The sequence below is a fragment of the Streptomyces sp. SID12501 genome (assembly GCF_010550245.1).
In the GTDB taxonomy this organism is placed as follows: domain Bacteria; phylum Actinomycetota; class Actinomycetes; order Streptomycetales; family Streptomycetaceae; genus Streptomyces.
Genome location: NZ_JAAGLU010000059.1, coordinates 14,166 through 36,888 on the forward strand (window position 1 = coordinate 14,166; position 22,723 = coordinate 36,888).

A 22,723-nucleotide genomic window follows, 5' to 3' on the forward strand; every position below is an offset into this window, starting at 1 on the left:
CGAGGATGGAAACGTGACAGGAACCTTGGTTTTGGCAGGCACCCCCATCGGCGACATCACGGACGCGCCACCCCGGCTCGCGGCGGAACTGGCGGGCGCCGACGTCATCGCCGCCGAGGACACCCGGCGGCTGCGCCGGCTCACCCAGGGGCTCGGCGTGCAGCCCAAGGGCCGGGTGGTGTCGTACTTCGAGGGCAACGAGGCCGCGCGCACCCCCGAGCTCGTCGAGGCGCTGCTCGGCGGCTCGCGGGTGCTGCTGGTGACGGACGCGGGCATGCCGTCGGTGTCCGACCCGGGCTACCGGCTGGTCGCCGCCGCCGTGGAGAAGGACATCAGGGTGACGGCCGTACCCGGCCCGTCCGCCGTCCTCACCGCGCTCGCGCTGTCCGGGCTGCCCGTCGACCGCTTCTGCTTCGAGGGCTTCCTGCCGAGAAAGGCGGGCGAACGTCTGTCGAGGCTGAGGGAGGTGGCCGAGGAACGGCGCACTCTCGTCTACTTCGAGGCCCCGCACCGCCTCGACGACACCCTCGCCGCCATGTCCGAGGTGTTCGGCACCGACCGACGGGCCGCCGTCTGCCGGGAGTTGACGAAGACGTACGAGGAGGTCAAGCGCGGTCCGCTGGCCGAGTTGGCCCAGTGGGCCGCGGCGGGCGTACGGGGTGAGATCACCGTCGTCGTCGAGGGCGCCCCCGAGAAGGACGGCGGCGAGCTCGGCGCCGAGGAACTGGTGCGGCGGGTGCGGGTGCGTGAAGAGGCGGGGGAGCGGCGCAAGGAGGCCATCGCGGCGGTTGCGGCCGAGGTGGGGCTGCCGAAACGGGAGGTGTTCGACGCGGTGGTGGCCGCGAAGAACGCGGAGGGCGCGGCGGGCGCGGGCCCTGCTGGAAGTGCGACGCCGGTCACGCCATAAGGGGGCAAAGTGGAAGGGCGGAAGGCAAAGCCCGTACCTCGGATACGGGCTGTTCCCACAAGGAATGGCCAAGACGCCTTCAACAGTCGACAGGTCTGATGCCTTCACGTCGGCGGAGGCGTCCACTGGTTCACAGGACGCACCCGTCCTTTGTCCAGCGGACAAGAGGAGCTGGCATGAGCGAGATCACCGGCCACCGCAGCACGGCCACCGCCGTCGTTCACGAGTCGTATTCCTTCGCCTGCATGCGCTGCGGGCACGGCTGGGAGCAGTCGTACGAGATCGAGCACCACATCGACGCCGAGGGCGGCGAGATGGTCATGTACGTGGCGGAGGGCCGCGTCGTACCATCCCCGCTGACCCGGCCCACCTGCCAGAACTGCGACGGCCATGTCGTCCGCATCATGCGGGCGGGGCAGGTGTCGTCGGTGCAGAACTCGATGCACAGGCAGCGCTCGGCACCCAAGGCGGTACCGGCGGCCGCAACGGCTTCCGGTGAGCCGGGGGAGCCCGGGGCGCCGAAGGAAGACCACCACTGGCACCTCTCGGATCTCCTGCACCCGTTCCACCGCAAGGCGAGTTAGCGCCCCGCGCCGGAGATTCGTCGGCAGAAGCGGGTGAGGTGGTCAAGGATCTCCTCGGCGGTCCTGGTCCAGCGCTCACTGCGATCGCGATGCTGGCGCTGCGGCCCCTGTGGTCCCCAAGTCCGGTCAGACGTAAGGCCCCTGGTAGGAACGATCTTGCGACGGATTGTTCTGACCGAGGGGCCTTACGTGTCGGTCAGGGTCACGGACACCTCCGTGCTCGATGTGAAGTGGTCCACCGCCGGGTGCCTGGCCGGGCTGCCGCGCGATCACCGCGTCGCGGCCAGGTGCTCGCAAGGGTCGTCGTTCGCTGGGCTGCTTCCCGCAGGCGGTGTTCGTCCGGCGCTGGTTCCTCGACGGCACTCGGCTGGCCCAACTCGCCTGCGACAGCGGCCTGTCGGCCGGGGCGACGGCTCACCGTGACCGCGCTGGAGCGGGCGAAGGAACCCTGATAATTGTCAGGGACAGCACGGTCTGCGAGTGGCATACCGTCACATCAACCGCGCTTCACAGCACAGTTCTTACGGATATTGGACGTTATGTCCGTGAAGCGCGTTTAGTCGCACCTTTGCTGGGAGCGGCATCCCTCATCAATAACATGACCATGAGGAGAAGCCCGATGCCTACACCATTTATGCGCCGCCGCGGAAGCTTTGCGGCGAGAGCCGCCAGCACCCTGGGCGTGCTGGCCGCCGTGGCCGGCCTGACCACTGTCGGCTCCCCCGCCTTCGCTGTGGACGGAACCTCCGATACTCACTGCGTCACGGTCATCAGCGGTGTGAAGGCCGGGGAAAAGGCCTCCGCGGTGCGCTCGCACACATGCTTCACGGGGGCGGGGGCGGCCGCGCAGGCCGAGAGCGCGGCGCCTTCGGCCGCGGCGGCGACGGAACTGATGATCTGGTCGGAGCATTCGGCCTGGGGCGGCGTGTACGACCGGATCTACGGCTACGACGGTAACTGCAACGCGTCCGGTTACGCGTTCAATCCCAGCACCTGGTGGTCGAACAACCTGTCCTCCTTCCAAGTGCTCAGCGGCTGCAACAAGTCGTACCTCTCCGGCCCTCGGGGCAATGGTTCGTTCACCGGCAATGTCTCCTACGTCGGGAACACGCTCAACGACGCTGTCACCTACATCAAGGTCTGGAACGGCTGACGCTCCAGTCGATCGTCGGGGTCGCCGCCCCTGGACCGGCGCCGCCCCTGGGTCGCCGCCGGCGCAGGGGCGGGGGCCCGGCGTCGCGGGAGCTCAAGGGCGGGGCCCTGGCTCATCCGGACGGGCGGGCAACCCCTCTCGCGGGACTCTTTCGTAGGATCGGGGCATGTCTGCCAAGTCCCAAGCCGCCTCCGCGCCGCCGCTGCCCGAACCCCTTCGGGTGGCGGTCGCCGATTCCCACACCCACCTCGACATGCAGTCCGGCACCGTCGCGGAGGGCCTCGCCAGGGCCGCGTCGGTCGGGGTGACGACGGTCGTCCAGGTCGGCTGCGACATCAAGGGCTCCCGCTGGGCGGCCGAGACGGCGGCCACGTACGAATCCGTCCACGCGACCGTCGCCCTGCACCCGAACGAGGCCCCCCGCATCGTCCACGGAGATCCGGACGGCTGGTCCCGGCAGGGAGCGAGGGTCCCCGGCGGAGACGCCGCCCTGGACGAGGCGCTGGCCGAGATCGACCGGCTCGCCGGGCTTCCGCAGGTCAAGGGCGTCGGGGAGACGGGACTTGACTACTTCCGCACCGGGCCCGAGGGCAAGGCGGCCCAGGAGCGGTCCTTCCGGGCGCACATCGAGATCGCCAAACGGCACGGCAAGGCGCTGGTCATCCACGACCGGGACGCGCACGCAGACGTCCTGCGGGTGCTGAAGGAGGAGGGCGCCCCCGAGCGGACCGTCTTCCACTGCTACTCCGGCGACGCGGAGATGGCCGAACTCTGTGCGGCGGGCGGCTACTTCATGTCCTTCGCCGGCAACATGACCTTCAAGAACGCCCAGCCACTGCGCGACGCGCTCGCCGTGGCCCCCCTGGAGCTGGTCCTCGTCGAGACGGACGCGCCCTTCCTCACGCCGGCGCCGTACCGGGGCCGCCCCAACGCCCCTTACCTCATCCCGATCACCCTGCGGGCGATGGCCGACGTACGCGGCATCGACGAGGACACCCTGGCGACGGCCATCGCGGCCAACACCGCACGCGCCTTCGATTACTGACAGCACTGACGTGCGTTGACGCTCGGTAGCCGCGTCGCTTTGGAGAGTGACGGCCGCTCCGCTAGGTTCTGGTGCCCGTCGCCGGAACCTGGAGCGTGTCGTCGTGAGCAGTTCGCCGTACGAGACGTACAGCCCCGTCAGCGGGCCACAACCGCCGTCGCCCTACGGGGCGTACGACCCGCACAACGCCGAGACGGTGGCGTACGGGGTGCCGTACAGGGCGCCGTACGAGGACACCTACCGGCCCGCCTACGAGCCCCCGGCGCCCCCGGAGCCGCCGATGACGCCCACGCTGCCCCGGCGGCAGCAGGCGGCCCGTGGACGGGCCCGGGAGGGGCGGGCGGCCAGGCGCCGCAAGGGTTCCGAACGGCCCGACGTCATCCGCCGGTTGCTGCCGCAGGCGCTCGTCGTGGCGTTCCTCGCGGGCGGTACGACGGCCTTCGTCGCCAAGGACAAGGCGATCGAGCTGAGTGTCGACGGCAAGCCGCGCACCCTGCACACCTTCGCCGACGACGTGACCGAACTGCTGGCCGACGAGGGGGTCGCGGTCGGTGCCCACGACGTCGTAGCCCCCGCGCCGGGCACCGCACTGGCCAGCGGCGACGAGGTCCGCGTCCACTACGGGCGACCCGTACGGATCACTCTGGACGGTGAACGGCGCGAGGTGTGGACGACAGCACCCACGGTGGAGGAAGCACTCAGAGAGTTCGGGGTGCGCGCGGAGGGCGCGTACCTGTCGCTCGCGCGCTCCCAGAAGATCGGCCGCCAAGGACTCACCATCGACGTCCGCACCGAGCGCACGGTGACGATCATGGCGGACGGGCGGGCCCGCACGATCCGTACGAACACGGCGACGGTCGCCGAGGCGGTGGAGGAGGCCGGGATCACGCTCCGAGGCGAGGACGCCATCTCGGTGGCCCCCGCGAGCTTCCCGCGCGACGGCCAGACCGTGACGGTGCTGCGGGTGACGGGCTCGAAGGAGGTACGCGAGGAGGCGATCCCCTACGACGTGCGGCGCACCCAGGACGCGTCCCTGTTCAAGGGCACGGAGGTCGTCGACCAGGCGGGCCGCCCGGGCCTGCGCCGGGTCACCTTCGCCCTGCGCGCGGTCAACGGCGTCAAGCAGAAACCGCGCCGGGTGCGTACGGAGGTGGTGCGCGAGCCGCGGGCCCAGCTGGTGAGGGTCGGCTCGAAGCCCATGCCGACGTCGGTGCAGGGGGCGGACCATCTGGACTGGGGGTCGCTGGCGGCCTGCGAGTCCGGGGGCCGCCCGAACGCGGTGGACCCGTCAGGGACTTACGGGGGTCTGTACCAGTTCGACACGCAGACCTGGCAGAGCCTGGGCGGTGCGGGGCGCCCGCAGGACGCGACGGCCACGGAACAGACGTTCCGCGCGAAGAGGCTGTATGTGAAGCGGGGGGCGGGGCCTTGGCCGCATTGTGGGGTGCGGTTGCATGGGTGAGTCACTTATCGGCGGCTTCGGCTTCGGCTTCCGCTCGCACGCCGGCAGCTGATGATCGGCAAGCGCACGGATAGTCGCGAGACGCGGGAGATGACGGCGCTGCAGGCGACTGGCGAGGCGGTGTCGGAGCGGTTCAGCCTCTGCTCGGCATGAGCATGCTGATATGGAAGACCGCCCGCACTGTGCGCGAGGAGGCGACAGGTGAGTAACCGGCATGCGCGGAAGATGCTGCGGCAGATGGCAAGCGGGGAGCCCGTCGAGGTCACCAACGCCATGGCGACCGTGAAGAAATTCGCCCAACTCTCCTTCATCGCCCGGCAGTTCGGGTACAAGTACGCGGACGTACGGCAGGGCGGTCGGCCACGGGGCAACGGGCTGGTGTTGCTGATCGTGCCCGACCCCAGCCCACAGGCCCAGGCACTTGCCGAGCAGAACCGGGCGCGGTACCCGCAGGCAGGCGACGGAGGCACCCTGCCGCCGCTCGTGCCCGACGAGGTCGAGCTCCTCAAGACCTGCATAGACCTCGACCTTGCCGCCAGATACACCGAGAAGCAGTTGATGGTGCTCACGAGTGTCAGTTTCAGCACGTCGGCCGTGGGCATCGCCTTCCATCTCGGCACGGACACCAACGCCCTGGTCGCCTCCGGCATCATCTGGGTGGCGCTGATCGCCTGCGTGCCCGTCGTGCTCGTCATCAACCGGCGCCACAGAGCGAGGCAGGTCGCCCGGCTGAAGGCCGCCGGGTTCACGGCGGTGACCGAACAGAGCGGGCGGATACGGTACGTTCCGCCGGACGGGCGGCTTCCCGGGAACGGCAATCCGTTCGCCGGAGGGGCGTAGGACCTCCGCTCACCGCCGGGCCCGTGGGTGGGTGGTGCGGCCGGTGCTGATCGAGCTGACGGTACGCCGGGTGGTGAGGGCGCTGACGGACCCGTCTTGGACGGTGCCGAAGGGGCTGTGTGTCGATGACTTCGTCTCTCCCTTGCCGCGACCGACAAGATCACGATCTATAGCTGGACCTATGCGCAGGCGCTGACACCGGCGGCGAGTTCACACCACACGAATTTGCCGCGATTCCCGAACCGGGACAACGGCTGCCACCCCCAGAGATCGGAACAGGCCCGCACTATTCCGAGCCCGCGCCCCCCGTCCTCGGACTCGATGAGCTGCCCCAACTCCTGTGGAGGCTCCGGCGGTCGGGGGTCGGCGTCCCAGGCTCCGATGCGCAGCACACCGGCGGACCAGCGGACGCGGAGGGCGGCGGGGCCCTTGGTGTGCCGTACGGCGTTGGACACCAACTCGCTGGCGAGGAGTTCGGCGACGTCGACGAGGCCGATCAGTCCGTGCATGGTGAGGATGAGGCGGGGGGTGCGGCGGCTGACGGTGACGGCTCGGAGGTCGTTGGGGATGTAGAGGGAGTACTCCCAGGACTCGGGGTCGGACGTGAACTCGGGTTCGGCATCGTTTTCAGGCATGCGTCAACTCCCGTTCGGTGGTGGGGGTCGCGGTCGGGCGGGTGGTGGCATGCCGCAGCCGTCGTGGCAGGACGGAGTGGTGCGCTTCCGGGGGTCCCGGCGTTCCGCAGGGTGTGCGTCGCGTCACTGAAGGTAGGGCCATAATTTGGGACCACGCAAGTCGTTGTCGTAATCTGCCCTCGAATGAGGTCCTGGCTCCAGGGCGGTTGGGTGCAAGGAGAAACGCATGGCACGCAGGAAGCAGGCCACGGCACGCCAGGAACGTCTGGGTTCCGAGCTGCGAAAACTGCGCGAGGCCGCGGGCCTCAAAGGGCTTGAAGCCGCCGCGCTTCTCGGTACCGACTCGGCCCAGATCAGCCAGATCGAGTTCGGCACAGCAGGCGTGAGCGAGGATCGCGTACGACGGCTCGCGGCCCAGTACTCCTGTACGGACGACGAGCTGATCGAAGCCTTGGTGGCGATGGCGACCGACCGGACGCACGGCTGGTGGGAGGAGTACCGGGGCCTGCTGCCCACGTCGTTCCTCGACCTGTCCGAGTTGGAGTACCACGCCAACTACCGGTGGGACGTGGAATTTCTGCACATCCCTGGGCCGCTCCAGACGGAGGACTGCGCACGCGCGCTCTTTTCGAGCCGCGTTCCGGAACTCCCCGAGAGCGAGCTTGAGTTGCGCGTCCGGCATCGAATGCAGCGGCGCGTCATCTTCGAGGGCCCTCAGCCAGCCCCGTACCAAGCGCTGATCCACGAGGCAGCGCTGCGGATCAAAGTCGGCGGTCGTGCCGCCATGCGGGTCCAGCTCGCCCGCATTCTGGAACTCTCCGACGCCGAACACATCACCGTGCGCGTCATCCCCTTCGACCTGGACAGCTTCGCCGACACCGGAAGCGCCATGGTGTACGTGGGTGGTGCCGTCGCGAAACTCGACACCGTGGTACGCGACGCCCCCCACGGCGCGGTCTTCATTGACTCCGAGGCTCAACTCGGCGTTTTCCGAACGCACTTCCGTAGAGTGGAGGGGGTGGCGCTCGACCCCGAACGGTCGCGAGAACTCATCCACAGGCTGGCGAAGGAGCTGTGAGGCATTCCATGGACACCCTCGGCACCTGGCGGAAGTCGTCCTACTCCGGCGGGGGCGATGGTAACTCCTGCGTGGAGATCGCCAACTCGCGCGCACTCATAGCCGTCCGCGACTCCAAGACCCCGGCCCGAGCGACTCTGACCTTCCCGACTGGAGCCTTCGCCTGTTTTGTCGAGGCGCTTAAGTCACCCACGGGGTGCCCCCAGTGACCACTCTCGGTGCCTGGCGGAAGTCGTCCTATTCGAGTTTTGGCGACGGCGACTCCTGCGTCGAAATAGCAGACCACCGCGCCCGAGTAGCCGTACGGGACTCCAAGGACCCCGCCTACGGCACCCTCACCTTCCCGACCGTCGCCTTCGCCCCCTTCGTCGAGTCCGTCAAGTCGCCCACCCGTAAAGCCACTTCCGCACCCTGAACTCGTGCGTCCCTCACTGGCGACGCGGGGTGAGGACTTCGAAGAGAGCCCCGGTGTCACATCGTCGATGTCCGGGACGAGGTAGGAGTGCTTCCGGCCCATGGGTCTCCCACGCTCACCTGAAGAGAGTGGGGAGGCCGCTGCTCAGCCTCGGACGAGTCGTCGGCCAGCACCCAGATCGCGACCATGGCGAAGAAGCCGATGATGAGAAGTGCCGGCAGACCCAGGATGAGGGCGACCACCCACCACCTGGTCCGTCCCGAGGGGGCCTGGATGTCCTCGTGCCCCACCGGCACGCCCTGTGTCGTTCCCATGAGATCCATCCTTCGTTCGCCGGTACATGTCGCCAACCCATCCAACCAGGAGCTTCACCTCGTCCCGCGCTCAGCCTCCTCCAACTCGGTCTGTACTCAATCAGGTTGGCAACACGACGGAGGTCCGCCCGCAGGCAGACCCCGCTGCTGCACCTCCTGCGCCGACGCGTCACCAGCCAGGGTCCGGGGTGAATTCCGCCCCCGCGAGGTGAGTTCGGCGTGGGCGGCGTCCAGGACGAGTTGCGATACCTGGTGGCTCACCCCACGGCCGCCGGGCGGTTCAACGACCTGTGACCGTACCTGTGCTCCGAGGGCACCGCCTGGCCGGCCGCCTACGCCTCGGTGCCTCACATCGTCACCATCGCGCGCGGGCTTCCCGCCGCCGATCGCGATGACTACCTCTACGTCATCGGCCTCGTGGCCATCTGCTCCGGCGAACTCGGAGAGGTCCCGGACGACCCGCCCGGCGACATCGCGGACGCCTACCGAAACGCCCTCCCCGAGGCGCTGACCATCCTCGCGGTCACGCCGGTCACGCCGGAGCACGTCCAGATCACGACCCGCTACTCAGGTTGAACTCGTAGAGCCTGCGGGGTCGTGACGGTTCGTGATCCCTGCGGTGCGACGGGATCATGAGGTATGCGCAGAGGGGCGGGTATACGCCCGTCGAGCAGGAGAGATCCACAAGACGCACCGGGAGGTCATCGGCGAGCGGGCGGCCCGTGAGCACGCGGCCCTCAAACCGCTGCCGCCGACTCCGTATCCGGTGGCCGAGCGGCACCTGCGGCCAGTCGGTAAGGACTGCCTGGTCGCCTTCGGCGGCAATCTCTACTCGGTGCCCGCCCGTCGCGTCCGCCCGCGCCAGCTGGTGGAGATCCGGGCGACGAAGTCACAGGTCATGCTGCACTCCACCGCTCCGGACGCCAGCGGCGAGACGCTGCTGGCCATGCATCCGCGGGCGGTCGGCCGCGGGGCGCGCACCGCGACGGTGACGAAGCCCGGGCGGGCCAGGCCGCAGGCAGCGTCCTTGGGCACGCGAAGACCCTGCCGTGCAGGGTGATCAGCGCGATCCAGCTCGACCAGGGCGGCGCCGGTTCGCTCCGGCGTACAACCTCAGCCCCGGGTGCGCTGTCTAACGGGTAATCAGAAACCCACGGCACCACTCCCGCGAAGGGGCTGCTCGGCATGCGTACACGGAGAAGGATCGCCACCGCGACAACCACCGCCCTCACTCTCACCCTTGTCCTGGGCGCAGCCGCGCTCACGGCTCCCGCCGTCCAGGCGGCCACTCCGGACGCGGGTACGCTGAGCGACGTCGCGCGCAACGGCGAGCACGACCTCTGGTACAAGGACGAGGCCGGCCAGACGAACCGGCTGACGGTCTCGATGAAGTTCGAGAGCCGCGACGGTGGGAACGACGCCTACTACATCCTCACCTTCCGCGACCGCGCCCCCATCACCATCGACAGCAGCGCGGCCGAACACTACGAGTGCGTGTACCCGTCGGCGACCGACCGCACGGTCGCCCGCTGCGCGGTCCACGTCCCGGTGGGCACCGACTTCACCGACGACTACTACATCGACCTGGGCAACGGCAACGACACCGTGTCGATCGCCGCCGACAACTACGCGTACAGCACGATCTACGGCGGCAAGGGCAACGACGTGCTGGTGGGCAACAGCCAAACCGAGCTCTACGGCCAGGACGGCAACGACCGCACCGTCGGCGGGGGCGAGCAGCGGGGCAACGGAGCGCGCGGCGGAGCCGGGAACGACGTCCTGACCGGGTGCTCCGCGTGCTACGGCGACGCCGGCAACGACTCGCTCACCGGCGACACCACCAGCAACCGCCTGGACGGCGGCGACGGCAACGACATCCTGCGCGGAAATTCAGGCGCCGACAACCTCTACGGCGGCAGGGGCAACGACCGCCTGTACGGCGACCGGGGCAACGACGTCCTGTGGGGCAACAGCGGCAACGACGTCCTGCACGGCGGTCCGGGCAACGACAGGCTCTCGGGCGGCCCCGGCAACGACAAGGTGTATCAGAACTAGCAGAAAGACCCGGCCGTTTCCCCGGCCCCGCACCCGCACCACCGGGCGTGCTCCGCGCGGTGGTGCGGGTGCGGCCCTTCGGCGGCCTCAGTCCCTGGCCCGCCTCGTCCTCGAAGCAGATATAGGTGCCCAGGTCCGCCGCTGTCCTTTTAACCGCGGCCACACCTCGTCCTTCCACATCTCGATGGCCTCCTCGTCGCGCTCGACCGCGTGGCGCACCGGGACCTGGCAGGACCAGCCGTGCCGTTTCAGCAGCTTGGCCACCCCTGGACCGTGTAGCCCTTGTGGAACAGCCTGCCGATCAGCGTCCTGATCCGGCCCGGCGTCCACCGCTGGTCATCGGTGAAGCCGTGGGCCAGCGGCCCCCGCTTCAGCTCCGCCTCCAGCCGGTCCCACTCCCGCACCGACAGCCGCTCCCGCGACACCGGCCCCTTCGACTTCAGCGCCGCGATCCCGCCCTCGCGCCACACCGTGCGCCACCGCCGCACCGTCCGCTCCGTGACCCGCAGACCGGCCGCGATCACCACGGCATCATCACCACGCTCGAACCGCCCGGCCGCCTCCAGCCTCAGCAACTCCCGCTTCTCCTGCTCGACGGGCGTATACCCGCCCCTCTGCGCATACCTCATGATCCCGTCGTACCGCAGGGATCATGAACCGTCACAACCCCGGCAGGCTCTACGAGTTCAACCTGAGTACTACCACCTGGAAGGCATGGAGTGGTTCGCGAATGAGGTCCCCGATGGCCGCCTGTCAGTGTTCGAGGAAAGCGGTCACGGCCCGCACGTAAGCGAAGCGATCGAGTTCAACCGGCAATTGCTCGAATTCGTAGGTCGCGACTGACGATGTGCCCGGCCCGGTGGTATCCCGAACAGCGGAGGCTTGTCGTATGCGCGCAGTGATCAAGGCCGGACCGGGTCCAGGTTGCCAGTTCGTCACCGACCGACCTGAGCCGGCCCTGCGCCCAGGAGAGGTCCGGCTCGAGGTCGCAGCCGCCTCTGTGTGCGGCAGCGACGCCGCGTTCTTCGACCACGGGGGCGCGGCCGGCGACATACAGATGACCTTTCCGCGCACGATGGGTCACGAATGCGCCGGGACGGTCGTAGAAGTCGGCCCTCACTCTTACGGGCCGGCGCTGGGAACGCGAGTCGCCATGGAAACGCACCTCCACTGCGGTGAGTGCTGGTTCTGTCGCAGGGGCGACGGACACAATTGCGAACGGATCGATCTGCTTGGGGTCGCAGTGGACGGCGCCTTCGCCGAGCGAGTGGTTGTCCCGGCGAGAAGCTGCTTCGTGCTGCCAGACGAAATCGGGAGCAAGACCGCCGCATTGCTCGAGTCCGCAGGCAGCGCCATGCACGGTGTCCTGCGCTCCGGCATGGACCTGGCCGGTGCATCCGTCCTCATTTCAGGCGCCGGGCCAGTCGGCCTCGTCGCGGCACAGATCGTAGAGGCGCTCGGAGCCCGGCGGGTCGTTGTGGTCGAACCCAACGCACACCGACGTCGTCTCGCCGAGACCCTCGGCGCGCAAGCGATTGCCCCCGATGTGGATGCCATAGCGGCCGCTGACTCCACCACGCGGGTACGAGGCGGGTTCGACTTGGCGCTCGAGTGCTCGGGAGCGGTACCGGCGATGCAGGCCGCGCTGTCCGCCGTACGCCGAGAGGCCACGGTGGTTGCTGTCGGACTACTCAAGGTAGACCTCTCGATCGATGCGACCGAGACCCTGATCACCCGCGGCATCACCCTTCGTGGCAGTTGGGGTCGGTCGATCTGGGAGACCTGGGACAAACTCAGTGCTCTGGTCGTGAGCAAGAAAGTCGACCTGGAGGGACTCATCACTCACCGCCTTCCCATCAGCGCGCTTCCCCACGCTCTGGAGTTGATGCGCGGCGACGCGGGGAAGGTTCTCCTTGATCCGTCCTTGCCCGACGGAGTCGGTCGAGCCTGACTCCAATTCTTGGCACACGAGCCGTCCGGGGCCCTGCTGGTCCGGTACCACGGCGCTGCCTCAACGGCCCTCGGCGCCTGGAACCCGCACACCGCGACCTGGATACAGTTCACCGTCGGCGGCAGGTTCTGATTGACCGAATCAGTCCGCTTCGGGACCCGATGAGGCCTGTCGCCGCCCTCTCCGTATGCCGGACGCTAGGGGCATGACCCGAGCACTGATCGTCATCGATGTCCAGGAGTCCTTCCGCGCCCACCCGCTGTGGGAGACCATCTCCGACCCGAAGATCGCCGACAAGGCGAACCGACTGGTCCGGCTCGCCCGCCGCGCCGGGGACCTGGTGGTGTGGGTACTGCACACCGAGCCCGGGAGCGGCGGTCCCTTCGACCCGGCCCTCGGTCAGGTGCGGCTGCTGGAGGAGCTGGAGCGGCCGGAGGACGGCGAACCGCTGATCCACAAGACCTCGCACAACGCCTTCACCACCACCAACCTGCAGCAACGCCTCACCGAGCACGGGGTCCGTGAAGTCGCGGTCTGCGGCATCCGCACCGAGCAGTGCGTGGAGACCACCGCCCGCGTGGCGAGCGACCTCGGCTACCAGGTCACCTTCGTCGTCGACGCGACCGCCACCAACCCCATCCCGCACCGCGACGCCCCCGCCGACCAGAGCGTCGCGGAACTGCTCGCCGACCCCCGTACCCTGTCCGCCGACGAGATCATCCGGCGCACCGAGTACGCACTCGCCGGCCGCTTCGCCACCATCGCGACGGTCGACGAGGTGGAGGCCGCGGCGGAACTTCCGGCATGATGGCCGATCTTTTGGCATGATGACCGAATCGTGAGCCACGTCGTCTTCTTCCTGGTGCCCGGAGTCCATCTGCTGGACCTGGCCGGCCCCGCGCAGGTCTTCTCCACCGCGGCTGACCTCGGGCACCCGTACACCTTCACCTATGTCGCCGAGCAGCCGCAGGTCCCGACAGCCCAGGGCCTGCCCCTGCTGGCAGGGTCCGACTGGCCCGAACTCGGGCCCGAGGACCTGATCGTGGTCCCCGGCTGGCAGGCCGCCACCCTGGCCGACTCGCCCGCCATCGCCGACGCCTCCCTGCAGGTCCTGCGGGACCACCACACCAGGGGCGGAACGGTGGCCAGCGTCTGCGCGGGCGCGGAGGCACTCGGGCGGGCCGGCCTGCTCAAGGGTCGCCGCTGCACCACCCACCACGACGTGCAGGACGAGCTGGCCCTGCGCCACCCCGGGGCGGTCGTCGTCCGTGATGTCCTGTTCACCGCCGACGACCGGGTGATCACCTCGGCCGGTATCGCCAGCGGTATCGACCTGGCCCTCCACCTCGTCGCCGGCCGGCACGGGCCCGCCGTCGCCGCCCAGGTCGCCCGGGACATGGTCGTCTACGCCCGCCGCAACGGTCACGAGCCCCAGACCAGCGCGATGTTCCGGCACCGGTCCCACCTCGACGACACCGTGCACCGCGCCCAGGACCTCATCGACACCCGCTTCGATCAACCCCTGCCGCTGCCTCACCTGGCCTCGGCCGTCGGCGTCAGCGAACGCACCCTCACCCGGCTCTTCAGCCGCGCCACCGGCCTCACCCCGCTGCGATACCAGCAGACCCTCCGCCTGGAACGCGCCGAGCAGCTCATCAGCCATGGCGCCACGGTCGACGCCGCCGCCCACACGGTCGGCTTCGAGGACGCCCGCATGCTGCGCCGCCTGCGCACCCGCGCGGCCTGACGGGACATGGTGAGCCGGAAAGCCCACCGGCCTCGTCCAAGGCCCGCCTACACCTGCTGGTCCCCTCGCCAGGTGATCGACGTCATCGAGATCAGACCGCCGTTCGCCAAGCCCTTGTAGGTCACCTCCCGGTCGGGGCCGACCTCGTGGGCGACACGTCTCGCCAGCTCCGCCCCTTCGCGGAGCTGCCGCTCGCACTCGCCTTCGCGCCTGATCTCGTCCCGGTCCTGCAGGTAGACGTTCAACTTCGCGTCGATGTCCTTCGCCCACGCGCGCAGGTCGGCGACGAGTTCCTCGGACAGGTCCAGCCCGGCGGCGGGATCATCGGGGAAGAAGTCCCCGAACCCCTCCGCGCGCAGCGGACCGAACTGGAACTCTCCCTCGACCGTGAGGTCGACCGGGTACACCGGAATGCCGTGACTGTTGCGTTCCCAGTGCAGGAGGTCGCAGCTCCAGCACACCCACTTCGCCGACCGGTGCCGCTCGTCCGAGTAGCGCACGGGCCACAACGGACCGAGATGCCTGGCCAGCCGCCGGGAAACCGTCACCCCTTGCTTGACGTGCTTGCGAAGAGCCGGCCGGGAGGCGAAACCCTCCGGCGGGCGTGACAGCGACCAGGAGCGCAGCGCTTCCGCCAGCTCCGCGGGAAGGGCCAGCCCGGCGTCGTCCAGCGGAATGTTGCTCGTGAAGGCGCCGACGTCGTCGTAAGCCAGAGGGTCCTCCAGCCCGTACAGCGGAGACGGCTCGCCCCGGGCCTGTACGAGCAGGTCACGTAGTTCTTCGGCAGTCATGTGTCTCCTCGTATCCGGTGACGGGCCTCTCCTGCGCAGGGAAGGTCGCCCTGCTGCCGCAACATACGTGCAGGTCCTCACCGCTCCGAAGGCGTTCCCTCTGCCTGGTCGCGCAGCGCCAGCCACTCCTGGAGCTCGATCAGGTTCCCTTCCGGGTCCTGGAGATACGCGACCCGCATCCGGTCGCCCATCGGGCCCGGACCCCGGGTGAAATCCGCCCCCCGGGAGGTGAGTTCGGCGTGGGCGGCGTCCAGGTCGTCCACCCGCAGCACCACCAGCGCGCGATGTCCCTCCGGCTCCGCACCCAACCGCTCCAGTACGCCGGCCATCTGTACCCGGTCCTGCAACGCGATCGCCGCGTGCCCGGTGTCGGGGCTGAGCTTGGCGTACGGGCCGCTCTCGGCCTCGAACTGCGGCTTGAGCCCGAGCACGTCCCGGTAGAAGCGGTAGACGGCGGGGAAGTCGGACACCAGCAGGCGTATCTGGGTGAGTTCCATACCGAACTTTCTAGCCCGGTGCAGGCTCCGGTTCCGGCTCGATCGCGATCTTTTGAGCGAGCCTTGCCGCAGCTCGGCGATGAGCACTCGGTCCTGCCCGGCCGGAGCATCCGGGGCATGCCCCCGCCCAGTACCCGAGGGCCGCACCCACGGACAACGGCCCCGGGCTCACACCGCCCCCCAGCCCCCACCCAGCCCGCCTGCACCCCCCCACCCCCCACCCCCCGTACCCTGGACCCGTGAGTACCAGCCCCGTCCCCGACGCCTCCCCCGATGCCCTGTTCGGCGCCGCCGACATCCGTGAGCTGGCCGACGTCCTCGGCGTCAGGCCCACCAAGCAGCGCGGGCAGAACTTCGTGATCGACGCCAACACCGTCCGCCGTATCGTGCGCACCGCCGGTGTGCGGCCCGACGACGTGGTCGTCGAGGTCGGGCCGGGGCTCGGGTCCCTCACCCTCGCGCTGCTGGAGGCCGCCGACCGGGTCGTCGCCGTCGAGATCGACGACGTGCTCGCGGGCGCGCTGCCCGCCACCGTCGCCGCCCGGATGCCGACCCGCGCCGACCGGTTCTCCCTCGTGCACTCCGACGCGATGCGCGTCACCGAACTGCCGGGCCCGCCGCCCACCGCACTGGTCGCCAACCTCCCGTACAACGTCGCCGTGCCCGTGCTGCTGCACATGCTGGAGACGTTCCCGAGCATCGAGCGGACGCTCGTGATGGTGCAGGCGGAGGTCGCCGACCGGCTCGCCGCGCCGCCCGGGTCGAAGGTGTACGGCGTCCCGTCGGTGAAGGCCAACTGGTACGCCGAGGTCAAGCGGGCCGGGTCCATCGGGCGCAACGTCTTCTGGCCCGCGCCCAACGTCGACAGCGGGCTCGTCTCGCTCGTCCGGCGGGCCGAGCCGCTGAAGACGACCGCCGCGCGGCGCGAGGTGTTCGCCGTCGTCGACGCCGCCTTCGCCCAGCGGCGCAAGACCCTGCGCGCCGCGCTCGCCGGGTGGGCCGGGTCGGCCGCCGCCGCCGAGACCGCCCTCGTAGCCGCCGGTGTCTCCCCGCAGGCCCGCGGTGAGTCCCTGAGCGTCGAGGAGTTCGTCCGCATCGCGGAGAACAAGGTCCAGGAGAACAGGGTTCAGGAACAGCACGCTGGCGACGAGGAGTCCGGGCAGCTGTGAGCGCCGTCACCGTTCGGGTTCCCGCCAAGGTCAACGTCCAGCTCGCGGTGGGTGCCGCGCGTCCCGACGGTTTCCACGACCTCGCCAACGTCTTCCTCGCCGTCGGCCTCTTCGACGAGGTGACCGTCACCCAGGCAGCGGAACTCCGGATCACCTGTGAAGGGCCCGACGCCGCTCAAGTGCCCCTCGACGGTACGAATCTCGCCGCCCGCGCCGCCGTCGCGCTCGCCGAGCGGTACGGCCGTACGCCCGACGTGCACATCCACATCGTCAAGGACATCCCTGTGGCAGGGGGGATGGCGGGCGGCAGTGCCGATGGCGCCGGTGCGCTGCTCGCCTGCGACGCACTGTGGGGGACCCGGGCCTCGCGCGTCGAACTCCTCGACATCTGCGCCGAGTTGGGCAGCGATGTGCCCTTCAGTCTGGTGGGCGGGGCCGCGCTCGGGATCGGGCGCGGGGAGAAGCTGACGGTCCTGGAGACCGGCGGCACCTTCCACTGGGTGTTCGCGATGGCGGAGCGCGGGCTGTCGACACCGGCCGTGTTCCGGGAGTTCGACCGGCTGGTCGCGGACAGTGACGTTCCCCCGCCCGTCGCCTCGCCGGAACTCCTCGACGCGCTCGCCGAGGGCGACCCCGACGCGCTCGCCGCCACCGTTTCCAACGACCTCCAGCCCGCCGCCCTTTCCCTCTTCCCGGCCCTCGCCGACACCCTCGCCGCAGGCCGCGCGGCCGGTGCGCTGACCGCGCTGGTCTCGGGTTCCGGTCCGACGACGGCGTTCCTCGCCCGGGACGCGGAGGCCGCGCGGCAGGTGGCGCGGGCGCTGTCGGCGTCCGGTACCTGCCGGGCCGTACGGGTGACCGCGGGGCCGGTACCGGGCGCCACCGTGGTGTGACGACGGGTGCGTCGGGGGCGGCGGAGGGGCCCTCCTCCGTCAGCTTCCTCTTCGGCCCCGTACACGGCAGTGCGCCCCGAGTGACCGCTGTCCCCGGGGCGCACGCCTGTTCGCGCAGACTCAGATCGCTCGGAAGGTTCCGAACGCTCAGAAGGTGAGCTTCCAGCTGTTGATGTAGCCGGTGTCGGCGCTGTAGATGTCCTGGACCTTGAGCTGCCAGGTCCCGTTGACGGTGGTCTCGCTGGACGCGTCGACGGTGTAGGTGGCGTCGACGTTGTCGGTGGAGTCCGAGGAACTGCTGCTCTTCAGGCGGTAGGTGGAGCCGTCCGGTGCGACCAGGTCGATGACGAGGTCACCGCGGTAGGTGTGCACGATGTTGACGTACACGGACAGGTCGCTGGGCGCGCTGCCGGTGATGCCGCTGACGGTGATCGGCGAGTAGACGGCCGAACCGGCGTCCGTGATGGTCACGTCGGTGGTCGACTCGAAGGCGGTACCGGTGTCGCCGCTGTCGTCATCCCCGCTGGGCGTGACCTGGAGGAGCAGGTTGGGGCTGCCGGTGCCGACGCTGGTGAGGGTGCCGCTGGACGCGGCCGAGGTCAGCGCGGTGGCGACCTGGGCGGGCGTGGCGCTGGGGTTCTCGCCCAGGTAGACGGCCGCCGCGCCGGCGACGTGCGGGGACGCCATCGACGTACCGGAGAGGGAGGTGGTGGCGGTGTTCGACGTGTTGTACGTCGACGTGATGCTCGACCCCGGCGCGAAGATGTCCACGGCGGAGCCGTAGTTGGAGTACGAGGCCCGCGCGTCGGCGCTCGTGCTGGCGCCCACGGTGATCGCGGAGGCGACGCGAGCCGGGGAGTTCGAGGACGCGGTGATGTTGTCGTTGCCCGCGGCCACGGCGTAAGTGACGCCCGAGGCAATGGAGTTGGCGACCGCCTCGTCGAGTACGGAGTCGGCGTCACCGCCCAGCGACATGTTGGCGACGGCCGGGCTGACGTGGTTCGTGGTCACCCAGTCGATACCGGCGACGACCTGGGCGGTGGTCCCGGACCCCGAGTCGTCGAGCACGCGCACGGCGACGATCTTGGCGGCCTTGGCGACACCGTACGTGGTGCTGGCGACCGTTCCGGCGACGTGCGTGCCGTGCCCGTTGCCGTCGTCCGCGCTGGTGTCGCCGTCGATGGCGTCGTAGCCGTAGGAGGCGCGTCCGCCGAAGTTGGTGTGGGTGATCCGTACACCGGTGTCGATGATGTAGGCGGTCACGCCGCTGCCCGCGCTGGACGGGTACGTGTAGGCGGAGTCGAGCGGCAGATCGGCCTGGTCTATCCGGTCGAGCCCCCAAGTGGGGCTGCTCTGCGTGTCGTTGATGTGCAGGGTCTTGTTCTGCACGACCTTCGCGACGGCGGGGTCGGCGGCGAGCCGCTTGGCCTCGGTCTCGGTCATCTCGGTCGCGTACCCGTTGAGGGCCGACTTGTAGGTCTGCTCGACCTCGGCGCCGTAGCGGGTGGCGAGCGCCTTGCCCTTGCTGGAGGCGGCCTGGAAACCGGCACTGTCCTTGAGGGTGACGAGGTAACTGTCCTTGATGACACCGTCGGCGCCGGCGCCCTGGATCACACCGACGGCCGGGGTGGCCGCGACGGCGGGCGCGACGGCGGCGCCACCGAGGGCGAGTACGGAGGCCGCGGCGGCGAGAGCGGCGAGGGTGCCGCGTGTGGGGCGCGCGGCGGCAGAGATGTGTGTGGGGGAGTGCGGTACGGACACTGGGTGGTTCCCCTCTGGTTCGATGTGCACGAGTCGTACGGGGACGTGTGGGGGGTGAGGGGGGTGGCGTCTCCGTGGGCACACCGTGACGGAATTGAAGGGATCACGTCAATAAGGGGAATCCCTACGTCCGGGTAGAGGGCGAGTTATCCACCGTCGACCCACTACGTGGACGGCAACGGCAACGACAATGGCAACGGCAACGGCAACGACTAAGATTTGCGGCGACATCGCGTGTCGGTCACCGGCTGGGTGAGACATGGAGGTGTCGGGATATGCCCTTCGGAGGCATTCCTTGTCAGTCGAGTTGAACCACACGATCGTCCATGCCCGGGACAACCGGGAGTCAGCGGAATTCTTCGCGAACCTGCTCGGTCTCGAAATCACCGCCGAGTGGGGCCCGTTCATCGCCGTTGATCTGAGCAACGGCGTCACGCTGGACTTCGCCACGATCCCCGCGGATCGGATCACCCCCCAGCACTACGCTTTCCTGGTCTCCGAGGAGGAGTTCGACGCGGCGTACGCGCAGATCAGGCAGCGCGGCATCGAGCACTACGCCGACCCTCACCGGAAGCAGCCCGGCACGGTCAACCACAATGACGGTGGCCGCGGCGTGTACTTCATGGACCCGGCGGGCCACGCCATGGAACTCATCACCGTGCCGTACGGCGGCTGGGCCTCGTAATCGCATGGCCGAGGGCCGCACTCCGGCGTGGAGTGCGGCCCTCGGCCGCTGCCTGTGCCTTATGGGATCGCGGTCGGCCCGGCTGTCCCGGGCTTCACATGTTTCTCACATGTGACCCAGAAAATGCTTGTCCTGAACCCGACATGTGTGTCTATGGTGAGCGCCGCGCCGCACGGAGTTGACCACTCCGCCACCGCGCGAGTTGACAGGCGACCGGGGAATACCCTCGCCACGGGGAGGACAGACCACATGCCGAGACTTCGGCTCTTCACGCATGCCCGGACGAGATCCGGCCTGCTCACACCACTGCTCACGTCCACGCTCGGCGTGGCCCTGCTCGGCGGCCTCGCCGTGCAGCCGACACTGCTGAGCCGGTACGCGGCCGACGACATGGCAGCCGTCGCCGACAGCTACGACGGCTTCGACGCCACCGCGGCCGAGCAGCTCCGGCAGGACCAGTGCCTGATGGCCGAGGCGCTGCGCATGGGCGGTCCGGCCATGGTCGGCGTCGCGCAGAACGCGCTCGGCCAGACCCCGGACAAGCTGCACACGGCAGCGAACCGAAATTACTGGGAGACGACCCCACTCTCCCAGGCGTTCGAGCAGGACCGGGACCTCCTGGACGCGGAATCCGAGGCGCGCGGCGTAATCCGCAGTTCCTGGCCGAAGCCGCTCACGGAGCTGTCCTTCCCCGCGAGCTTCAAGACTGTCACCGACTTCACGTGGCCGCCGGGGAACGGAAGCGATGGCGAGGACTTCTTCAGCCAGACCGGTCTGCCCCAGTGGTCCGGCGCGGCGTGGCGGCGGGCGGAGGGCGACTTCTACGAGGACCCGACCCCGGAGGCAGACGCCGCCACTCTCAAGGCCGTCAAGGATCTCGGTGACCCGCTCTACGGCTCCTCTCCCGACCCGCACAGCCCCAACTGGTCGCAGGCGTTCGCCGAGTATCAGACCTACGACCGCCTGGTGAACGAAAGCTTCCATCCGACCTCCACCGACAACGCCCGCCTCTTCCTGACGTACGGCGGCTTCCCGCAGACCGCGCCCGAGCCGGACAGCGTCGAGTACCGCATCGCCGTCGAGGACCTGAAAACCCGGTTCGCGTCCTGCGAGTGGCGTGGTCCGGTCGATCCGAGGAAGGTCCTGGGCAAGGAGGTCGCGTCGGCGTCTGCGGAGTGGCAGCAGGAGGTCGCCGCACAGGCCACGCAGCGCAACCAGATCCTCATCGCCAACCGGGACACCATCAAGGCCCTCACCACGGGCGCCACGGCATTGGGCGAGATGCTGGGTCAGTCCTGGATCGCGGATCACCTGACCCGTTGGCAGGACTACTGGTCGGCCGGCGGACCCGGCTGGATCGGCGACAGCCCGTTCGTGGTGCACGCCCACGGAGCCTCCGACAAGTGTCTGGAGGTGGCCGGCGCCAAGAAGGACAACGGTACGGCCGTGCAGATCTCGACCTGCAACGGCGGCGTCGGGCAGAAGTGGCAGATCTCCGGCGACAACCTGTTCAACCCGAACTCGGGCAAGTGCCTGACCGTCAAGGGTGGCGCGAGCGCCAACGGTACGGTCGTGCAGATCGCCACCTGCGGCACCTTCGTGTCCCAGAAGTGGGAGTACGGCACGCACGGCACGACACGGCTGTACAACCCGAGCACCGGCAATTGTCTCGACCTGGCCGACTACACCAACAGCCGCGACGGCCGGATGTGGGACTGCACCGGTAAGGACCCGCAGAAGTTCGACATCGTCCCGTCCGGTCACAACGGCACCGACAAGCTCGACTACCCGACCAAGGCCCAGTTCGACAAGGCGAAGAAGGGTGTCACGGACGCCCAGACCGCCGCGAAGACTCAGCTCGACCTGCTCAAGGACCGGGTCACGGTGGCGAAGACGGCCGTGACCAAGACGGACACCGCGCTGCAGGCGGCGTACGGCATCGCGGACAAGGCGGGTGCCCCGCGTGGCCGCGCGCTGCTCGTGGGCCAGCAGAAGGCACAGGTCACCAAGGCGTCGGCCGCCGCGCTCGACGCGCTGGCCAAGGCCGGTGACACCGCCTACGCGGCCACCCGGGCCGCGGCCGGCGACAGTGCGACCATCGCCGCGCGTGCCGTGACGCAGGCCGCCCAGTCGAGGGCGGCGTTCCGTACCGCCGCCGCGAACGAGGCCCGGGCCCAGGCGAAGGCCGCCGCCGACGCCGCCGCCGTACAGGCGCAGACCGCCAAGGCGGCCCGGGATCTCGCGAAGGTGAAGCTCGCCCAGACGCAGAAGGCCGAGGCCGACGCGAAGGCCGCCGCCGCCGACGCGCGTGCCAAGCGGCTCGCCGCTCAGGCCGAGGAGGCCACGGCGAAGGCGGAGAAGGAGACCGCCGCCGCCAGGCAGGCCGAGGCCGCGCAACACAAGGTGAACGCGCAGGGGTACGCGCAGACCGCCACCGAGGCCAAGGGCCGGGCGGAGAGCGCCGAAACCACCGCCCGGGGCAAGCGCCAGGATGCGGAAGGCGCGCGGGACCGGGCCAAGGGGCTCAGCGACGACGCCTGGGACGCCGAGAGCAGGTCGAATGCGGCGCTGGCGAAGGCCAACGCCAAGGACGCCTACGCCGAGGCCCACGAGTCGGACTCCGACGCCAAGGAGTCCCGGGCCGCGGCGGACGAGGCGGACCAGGCCGCCGGTGATGCGGAGTCGGCCGCGAGTTCGGCGCGCGCCGAGGCGGACGCGGCCGCCGCCGCGACCGCCGCCGC

The 22,723-nt window shown here is 69.5% G+C and carries 26 protein-coding genes and 1 pseudogene; 20 read left to right on the forward strand and 7 right to left on the reverse strand.

Translation table 11 applies throughout. The annotated features are described in order from the left end of the window. The first annotated feature begins 13 nt into the window (after nt 1-13). The 7 genes and pseudogenes from rsmI to G3I71_RS41725 all read left to right on the forward strand — a co-directional run bounded on the left by rsmI (nt 14) and on the right by G3I71_RS41725 (nt 5,991). Nucleotides 14-907 (forward strand): 16S rRNA (cytidine(1402)-2'-O)-methyltransferase, encoded by an 894-nt coding sequence (rsmI, locus tag G3I71_RS41700; RefSeq protein ID WP_164323541.1) that lies wholly within the window; start codon nt 14-16, stop codon nt 905-907. A gap of 176 nt (nt 908-1,083) precedes the next feature. After that, nucleotides 1,084-1,491: a hypothetical protein gene (locus tag G3I71_RS41705; protein ID WP_164323543.1), complete on the forward strand. Its 408-nt coding sequence runs from the start codon at nt 1,084-1,086 to the stop codon at nt 1,489-1,491. Nucleotides 1,492-1,740: 249 nt separating this feature from the next. Further along, nucleotides 1,741-1,912: pseudogene (locus tag G3I71_RS51815) on the forward strand (IS5/IS1182 family transposase); the annotation flags it as partial. Between the two features lie 198 nt (nt 1,913-2,110). Next, the gene (locus tag G3I71_RS41710; RefSeq protein WP_164323545.1) at nt 2,111-2,644 is read left to right on the forward strand and encodes a hypothetical protein; all 534 of its coding nucleotides are present in this window, start codon (nt 2,111-2,113) and stop codon (nt 2,642-2,644) included. Nucleotides 2,645-2,810: 166 nt separating this feature from the next. After that, nucleotides 2,811-3,689 (forward strand): TatD family hydrolase, encoded by an 879-nt coding sequence (locus G3I71_RS41715; protein WP_164323547.1) that lies wholly within the window; start codon nt 2,811-2,813, stop codon nt 3,687-3,689. A 103-nt stretch (nt 3,690-3,792) separates the two neighbouring features. Beyond that, nucleotides 3,793-5,151, forward strand: a complete 1,359-nt coding sequence (locus G3I71_RS41720; RefSeq protein WP_164323549.1) for a resuscitation-promoting factor — start codon at nt 3,793-3,795, stop codon at nt 5,149-5,151. 201 nt (nt 5,152-5,352) lie between these two features. Then, nucleotides 5,353-5,991 carry a hypothetical protein gene (locus G3I71_RS41725; RefSeq protein ID WP_164323551.1) on the forward strand — a complete coding sequence of 213 codons (639 nt, stop codon included), beginning with the start codon at nt 5,353-5,355 and terminating at the stop codon, nt 5,989-5,991. 179 nt (nt 5,992-6,170) lie between these two features. Here G3I71_RS41725 and G3I71_RS41730 read toward each other — a convergent pair whose 3' ends face one another. After that, on the reverse strand, nt 6,171-6,626 hold the full coding sequence (locus tag G3I71_RS41730; protein WP_164323553.1) for an ATP-binding protein: 456 nt from the start codon (nt 6,624-6,626) through the stop codon (nt 6,171-6,173). Nucleotides 6,627-6,852: 226 nt separating this feature from the next. Here G3I71_RS41730 and G3I71_RS41735 point away from each other — a divergent pair, with 226 nt between their 5' ends. From G3I71_RS41735 to G3I71_RS41745, 3 genes are read left to right on the forward strand one after another with little or no spacing between them, the layout of a single operon-like run. Then, nucleotides 6,853-7,704, forward strand: coding sequence for a helix-turn-helix transcriptional regulator (locus G3I71_RS41735; protein ID WP_164323555.1), 852 nt, complete (start codon nt 6,853-6,855; stop codon nt 7,702-7,704). A gap of 8 nt (nt 7,705-7,712) precedes the next feature. After that, nucleotides 7,713-7,913 (forward strand): DUF397 domain-containing protein, encoded by a 201-nt coding sequence (locus G3I71_RS41740; RefSeq protein ID WP_164323557.1) that lies wholly within the window; start codon nt 7,713-7,715, stop codon nt 7,911-7,913. Continuing rightward, a complete protein-coding gene (locus tag G3I71_RS41745) occupies nt 7,910-8,119 on the forward strand; it encodes a DUF397 domain-containing protein (protein ID WP_164323559.1) in 210 nt (69 codons plus the stop codon). Before G3I71_RS41740 ends, G3I71_RS41745 begins: the two co-directional genes overlap by 4 nt. A 56-nt stretch (nt 8,120-8,175) precedes the next feature. On the opposite strand, the gene G3I71_RS41750 is transcribed toward G3I71_RS41745, so the two are convergent. After that, nucleotides 8,176-8,433, reverse strand: coding sequence for a hypothetical protein (locus G3I71_RS41750; RefSeq protein ID WP_164323561.1), 258 nt, complete (start codon nt 8,431-8,433; stop codon nt 8,176-8,178). Nucleotides 8,434-8,775: 342 nt separating this feature from the next. On the opposite strand from G3I71_RS41750, the gene G3I71_RS41755 reads away from it, so the two are divergent. From G3I71_RS41755 to G3I71_RS41765, 3 genes are all read left to right on the forward strand, one after another. Further along, entirely contained in the window at nt 8,776-9,009 is a 234-nt protein-coding gene (locus G3I71_RS41755) for a hypothetical protein (protein WP_164323563.1), read from the forward strand. A gap of 43 nt (nt 9,010-9,052) precedes the next feature. Beyond that, nucleotides 9,053-9,493: a hypothetical protein gene (locus G3I71_RS41760; protein ID WP_343243242.1), complete on the forward strand. Its 441-nt coding sequence runs from the start codon at nt 9,053-9,055 to the stop codon at nt 9,491-9,493. A gap of 125 nt (nt 9,494-9,618) precedes the next feature. Then, nucleotides 9,619-10,488 (forward strand): calcium-binding protein, encoded by an 870-nt coding sequence (locus tag G3I71_RS41765; protein ID WP_164323564.1) that lies wholly within the window; start codon nt 9,619-9,621, stop codon nt 10,486-10,488. An 87-nt stretch (nt 10,489-10,575) separates the two neighbouring features. On the opposite strand, the gene G3I71_RS53020 is transcribed toward G3I71_RS41765, so the two are convergent. Both G3I71_RS53020 and G3I71_RS41770 read right to left on the reverse strand, forming a co-directional pair. Beyond that, nucleotides 10,576-10,818 carry a winged helix-turn-helix domain-containing protein gene (locus tag G3I71_RS53020; RefSeq protein ID WP_369335579.1) on the reverse strand — a complete coding sequence of 81 codons (243 nt, stop codon included), beginning with the start codon at nt 10,816-10,818 and terminating at the stop codon, nt 10,576-10,578. Next, the gene (locus G3I71_RS41770) at nt 10,737-11,117 is read right to left on the reverse strand and encodes a helix-turn-helix domain-containing protein (RefSeq protein WP_343243243.1); all 381 of its coding nucleotides are present in this window, start codon (nt 11,115-11,117) and stop codon (nt 10,737-10,739) included. Before G3I71_RS41770 ends, G3I71_RS53020 begins: the two co-directional genes overlap by 82 nt. 260 nt (nt 11,118-11,377) lie before the next feature. On the opposite strand from G3I71_RS41770, the gene G3I71_RS41775 reads away from it, so the two are divergent. The 3 genes from G3I71_RS41775 to G3I71_RS41785 all read left to right on the forward strand — a co-directional run bounded on the left by G3I71_RS41775 (nt 11,378) and on the right by G3I71_RS41785 (nt 14,186). Beyond that, on the forward strand, nt 11,378-12,439 hold the full coding sequence (locus G3I71_RS41775; RefSeq protein WP_164323565.1) for a zinc-binding dehydrogenase: 1,062 nt from the start codon (nt 11,378-11,380) through the stop codon (nt 12,437-12,439). 205 nt (nt 12,440-12,644) lie between these two features. Then, the gene (locus G3I71_RS41780; RefSeq protein WP_164323566.1) at nt 12,645-13,247 is read left to right on the forward strand and encodes an isochorismatase family protein; all 603 of its coding nucleotides are present in this window, start codon (nt 12,645-12,647) and stop codon (nt 13,245-13,247) included. 30 nt (nt 13,248-13,277) lie between these two features. After that, nucleotides 13,278-14,186: a DJ-1/PfpI family protein gene (locus G3I71_RS41785; RefSeq protein ID WP_164323567.1), complete on the forward strand. Its 909-nt coding sequence runs from the start codon at nt 13,278-13,280 to the stop codon at nt 14,184-14,186. 47 nt (nt 14,187-14,233) lie between these two features. Here the strand turns inward: G3I71_RS41785 and G3I71_RS41790 are convergent, their stop codons facing one another. Then, on the reverse strand, nt 14,234-14,977 hold the full coding sequence (locus G3I71_RS41790) for a hypothetical protein (protein ID WP_164323568.1): 744 nt from the start codon (nt 14,975-14,977) through the stop codon (nt 14,234-14,236). 77 nt (nt 14,978-15,054) lie between these two features. Beyond that, the gene (locus G3I71_RS41795; RefSeq protein ID WP_164323569.1) at nt 15,055-15,474 is read right to left on the reverse strand and encodes a VOC family protein; all 420 of its coding nucleotides are present in this window, start codon (nt 15,472-15,474) and stop codon (nt 15,055-15,057) included. Between the two features lie 239 nt (nt 15,475-15,713). Between G3I71_RS41795 and rsmA the strand changes: the two genes are divergently transcribed. Both rsmA and G3I71_RS41805 read left to right on the forward strand, forming a co-directional pair. Beyond that, complete coding sequence (gene rsmA, locus G3I71_RS41800) at nt 15,714-16,643, forward strand: 16S rRNA (adenine(1518)-N(6)/adenine(1519)-N(6))-dimethyltransferase RsmA (protein WP_164323570.1); 930 nt, start codon at nt 15,714-15,716, stop codon at nt 16,641-16,643. Beyond that, entirely contained in the window at nt 16,640-17,536 is an 897-nt protein-coding gene (locus G3I71_RS41805) for a 4-(cytidine 5'-diphospho)-2-C-methyl-D-erythritol kinase (protein ID WP_164323571.1), read from the forward strand. The genes rsmA and G3I71_RS41805 overlap by 4 nt, the downstream gene beginning before the upstream one ends. Nucleotides 17,537-17,683: 147 nt before the next feature. Here the strand turns inward: G3I71_RS41805 and G3I71_RS41810 are convergent, their stop codons facing one another. Then, on the reverse strand, nt 17,684-19,270 hold the full coding sequence (locus G3I71_RS41810; protein ID WP_164323583.1) for a S8 family peptidase: 1,587 nt from the start codon (nt 19,268-19,270) through the stop codon (nt 17,684-17,686). A 322-nt stretch (nt 19,271-19,592) separates the two neighbouring features. Here G3I71_RS41810 and G3I71_RS41815 point away from each other — a divergent pair, with 322 nt between their 5' ends. Both G3I71_RS41815 and G3I71_RS41820 read left to right on the forward strand, forming a co-directional pair. Beyond that, nucleotides 19,593-19,982, forward strand: a complete 390-nt coding sequence (locus G3I71_RS41815) for a VOC family protein (RefSeq protein ID WP_164323573.1) — start codon at nt 19,593-19,595, stop codon at nt 19,980-19,982. Between the two features lie 249 nt (nt 19,983-20,231). Further along, nucleotides 20,232-22,723, forward strand: a 2,492-nt coding sequence (locus G3I71_RS41820; protein WP_164323575.1) for an RICIN domain-containing protein, incomplete at its 3' end; no start/stop codon positions are given.